This is a genomic window from uncultured Blautia sp. (genome assembly GCF_902497045.1).
Classification (GTDB): domain Bacteria; phylum Bacillota; class Clostridia; order Lachnospirales; family Lachnospiraceae; genus Blautia_A.
In genome coordinates, this window is record NZ_CABVDF010000234.1 from 1 (window position 1) to 4,275 (window position 4,275).

Genomic DNA, 4,275 nt, shown 5'->3' on the forward strand with positions numbered 1-4,275 from the left:
TTTATAACCGTAAAAAGAGTTGCAGAAAACACCACAATTCAATAATATAAGGACAGTGATTAGCACTCGAGTTAAATGAGTGCTAGCAACCAGGCAAGACTGATATTTAAAGGAGGAAATAGATCATGAAATTAGTTCCATTAGGTGACAGAGTTGTATTAAAACAGTTAGAAGCAGAAGAGACAACGAAATCCGGTATCGTACTTCCGGGACAGGCACAGGAAAAGCCACAGCAGGCAGAGGTTATTGCTGTAGGACCTGGCGGAATGGTAGACGGCAAAGAAGTGAAAATGGAAGTTGCAGCAGGAGATCAGGTTATCTATTCCAAATATGCAGGAACAGAAGTAAAGCTTGACGGAGAAGAGTATATCATTGTAAAACAGAATGATATTTTAGCTGTAGTTAAATAAAACAGAGATTTCCTGACAGTATTGTAAATGACAAAAATAATTTAGGAGGAATTTTCATCATGGCAAAAGAAATTAAATTTGGCGCAGAAGCAAGAGCTGCCCTGGAAAGCGGTGTAAACCAGCTTGCAAATACAGTAAGAGTAACACTTGGACCGAAAGGAAGAAACGTGGTTCTTGATAAATCCTTTGGCGCTCCGCTTATTACAAATGACGGTGTTACTATCGCAAAAGAAATCGAGCTTGAAGACGGCTTTGAAAATATGGGAGCACAGCTTATTAAAGAAGTTGCATCAAAGACAAACGATGTAGCAGGTGACGGTACTACAACTGCTACAGTTCTTGCACAGGCTATGGTTCATGAAGGAATGAAAAACCTGGCAGCAGGAGCAAACCCGATCATTCTTCGTAAGGGAATGAAAAAAGCAACTGATACAGCAGTGGCTGCAATCAAAGAAATGAGCCAGACGATCAGCGGTAAAAAACAGATTGCTAATGTAGCTGCAATTTCTGCAAGTGATGAGGAAGTTGGCCAGCTGGTAGCAGACGCTATGGAAAAAGTTTCCAAAGACGGCGTTATCACAGTAGAAGAGTCAAAGACTATGCATACAGAGCTTGATCTTGTAGAAGGTATGCAGTTCGATCGTGGATATATTTCTGCATATATGTCAACAGATATGGAAAAAATGGAAGCAAATCTGGAAGATCCATATATCCTGATCACAGATAAAAAGATCAGCAATATCCAGGAAGTACTTCCTCTTCTGGAGCAGGTTGTTCAGGCAGGCGCAAAACTTCTCATTATCGCTGAGGATGTAGAAGGTGAAGCCCTTACCACTCTTATTGTAAACAAATTAAGAGGAACTTTCCAGGTAGCTGCTGTAAAAGCTCCGGGATATGGTGACAGAAGAAAAGAAATGCTTCAGGATATCGCAATTCTTACAGGCGGCCAGGTGATTTCTGACGAACTTGGACTTGACCTGAAAGAAGCTACCATGGATCAGCTTGGACGTGCTAAATCTGTTAAGGTTGCAAAAGAAAATACAGTTATCGTTGACGGCTGCGGTGACAAACAGGCTATCGCAGACCGTGTCGCTCAGATCCGTAAACAGATCGGTGAGACAACATCTGAGTTCGATAAAGAAAAATTACAGGAAAGACTTGCAAAAATGGCAGGCGGCGTAGCTGTTATCCGTGTAGGTGCAGCAACAGAGACAGAGATGAAAGAAGCAAAACTTCGTCTTGAGGATGCTCTTGCAGCTACAAGAGCAGCTGTTGAAGAAGGTATCATTGCAGGCGGCGGATCTGCATATATCCATGCATCCAAGAAAGTTGCAGAACTTGCTGCAGGACTGGAAGGCGACGAGAAGACCGGTGCAAACATCATCCTGAAAGCTCTGGAAGCTCCGTTATTCCACATTGCTGCAAATGCAGGACTGGAAGGCGCTGTGATCATCAATAAGGTAAGAGAATCTGAGGTTGGAGTAGGATTTGACGCTCTTAATGAGGAGTATGTAAACATGGTAGAGTCCGGAATTCTGGATCCTGCAAAGGTTACAAGAAGCGCTCTTCAGAACGCTACAAGTGTTGCATCTACCTTACTGACAACAGAGTCTGTTGTAGCCAACATTAAGGAAGAAACTCCTGCAATGCCGGCAGGAAATCCTGGAATGGGCATGATGTAATTAATATTTTATAAAAAAGGAATCGGCGTCATAGACGTTGATTCCTTTTTATGTTAGAATAATTTTATTATCAAAAAACATGAGGAAATCCTCGCAAGGAGTGTGAATTATGAGTGAACTGTATTCGGAATTCCTGGTAAAAAAGGAATCCACATTTAAGGACGCCATGATCAAATACGGTTTGATTGCATTGACTGTTGTGGCTGCAGCAGCAGGACTTTTTATCAGTCCGTTTCTGTTTCTTGCTGCAATTGGTCTTGGCGTAGCCTGTTACTTTATCATTCCAAAAACAGATCTGGAATATGAGTATCTGTTTGTGAATGGAGAATTGGATATTGATATGATCATGTCCAAGTCAAAAAGAAAAAGAGTAAAATCTCTGGATCTGACAGAGGCAGATCTGATCGCACCTCTTAATTCTCATCGTATGGATTATTATAACGGCAATCAGAAGATGAAAGTTCTGGATTATTCTTCCGGAAACCAGGAGCATAAAAGATTTGCGGTTATTATCCGTGACAGTGGGGAGGCCTGCAAGATTATTATTGAACCGGATGAAGCCATGGCGAATGCTATAAAAAATTCAGCGCCCAGCAAAGTTTTTTTGGATTGACACCGTATTTTTTTTTTGCTACACTATGAATCAAACTCAAAATAACATATAGATGTGAAGATACATACATCTATAAAACTTACATAACTAAGGGAGGAAAAAATACAATGGGTACAATTATCGGTGAGGGCATTACATTTGATGATGTGCTGTTAGTTCCTGCGTATTCAAAGGTGATTCCGAACCAGGTGGATGTAACAACCTGGCTGACTAAGAAAGTGAAGCTGAACATTCCGCTGATGAGTGCGGGAATGGATACCGTTACAGAGCACCGTATGGCCATTGCTATGGCAAGACAGGGCGGTATTGGTATCATTCATAAAAATATGTCCATTGAGGCACAGGCAGACGAGGTAGATAAGGTAAAACGTTCTGAAAATGGAGTTATTACAGACCCGTTTTACTTATCAGCAGAACATACTCTGAAGGATGCTAATGATCTGATGGCAAAATTCCGTATTTCCGGTGTGCCGATCACAGAAGGAAAGAAGTTAGTAGGTATCATTACCAACCGTGATCTGAAATTTGAAACTGACTTCAGCAAGAAGATTGGCGAGTGCATGACTTCAGAAGGTCTGATCACTGCAAAAGAAGGAATTACCCTGGAGGAAGCGAAGAAGATTCTTGCCAAATCCCGTAAAGAAAAATTACCCATTGTAGACGATGATTTCAATTTAAAAGGTCTGATCACCATCAAGGATATTGAGAAACAGATTAAATATCCTATGGCTGCTAAAGATGAGCAGGGACGTCTTCTCTGCGGTGCGGCAGTAGGAATTACTTCTAATGTAATGGCACGTGTGGATGCCCTGGTAAAAGCCAATGTAGACGTAGTTGTAGTCGATTCTGCTCATGGACATTCTGAGAATATTCTGAAGGCTGTTCGTGAAATGAAGGACGCATATCCGGATCTTCAGGTTATTGCAGGAAATGTTGCTACAGGAGCTGCTACCAAAGCATTGATCGAGGCAGGCGTAGATGCAGTGAAGGTTGGAATCGGACCAGGATCTATCTGTACAACACGTGTGGTAGCAGGTATCGGTGTTCCGCAGATTACTGCTGTTATGGATTGCTATGAGGTTGCTAACCGCTATGGTATTCCGATCATTGCTGACGGTGGTATCAAATACTCCGGAGATGTGACAAAGGCAATCGCAGCAGGCGCCAATGTATGTATGATGGGAAGCATGTTTGCCGGATGTGATGAAAGTCCGGGAACTTTCGAACTCTATCAGGGACGTAAATACAAAGTTTACCGTGGAATGGGATCTATTGCTGCTATGGAGAATGGAAGCAAAGACCGTTATTTCCAGGAAAATTCAAAGAAGCTTGTTCCGGAAGGTGTAGAGGGACGTGTAGCATACAAGGGACATGTAGAAGACACTGTTTATCAGCTGATCGGCGGACTTCGTGCAGGAATGGGATACTGCGGTGCAGAAAACATTGAAACACTGAAGACTACCGGAAAGTTCGTTAAAATTTCTGCAGCATCCTTAAAAGAGTCTCATCCTCATGATATTCACATTACAAAAGAGGCTCCGAATTACAGTGTGGATGAATAATCATATTT

At 42.0% G+C, this 4,275-nt stretch carries 4 protein-coding genes; all 4 read left to right on the forward strand.

Annotation, left to right across the window (positions count from 1 at the left end; all coding sequences use genetic code 11):
• The first annotated feature begins 125 nt into the window (after window positions 1–125).
• The 4 genes from groES (at window position 126) to guaB (ending at window position 4,267) form a co-directional block, all read left to right on the forward strand.
• Window positions 126–410 (forward strand): co-chaperone GroES, encoded by a 285-nt coding sequence (groES, locus tag RDS42_RS12890; protein ID WP_177275740.1) that lies wholly within the window; start codon window positions 126–128, stop codon window positions 408–410.
• 59 nt (window positions 411–469) lie between these two features.
• A complete protein-coding gene (gene groL, locus RDS42_RS12895; protein WP_308784016.1) occupies window positions 470–2,092 on the forward strand; it encodes a chaperonin GroEL in 1,623 nt (540 codons plus the stop codon).
• Window positions 2,093–2,201: 109 nt separating this feature from the next.
• The gene (locus tag RDS42_RS12900) at window positions 2,202–2,705 is read left to right on the forward strand and encodes a DUF6106 family protein (protein ID WP_308784017.1); all 504 of its coding nucleotides are present in this window, start codon (window positions 2,202–2,204) and stop codon (window positions 2,703–2,705) included.
• 107 nt (window positions 2,706–2,812) lie between these two features.
• The gene (gene guaB / locus RDS42_RS12905) at window positions 2,813–4,267 is read left to right on the forward strand and encodes an IMP dehydrogenase (RefSeq protein ID WP_308784018.1); all 1,455 of its coding nucleotides are present in this window, start codon (window positions 2,813–2,815) and stop codon (window positions 4,265–4,267) included.
• The last annotated feature ends 8 nt before the right edge of the window (window positions 4,268–4,275 follow it).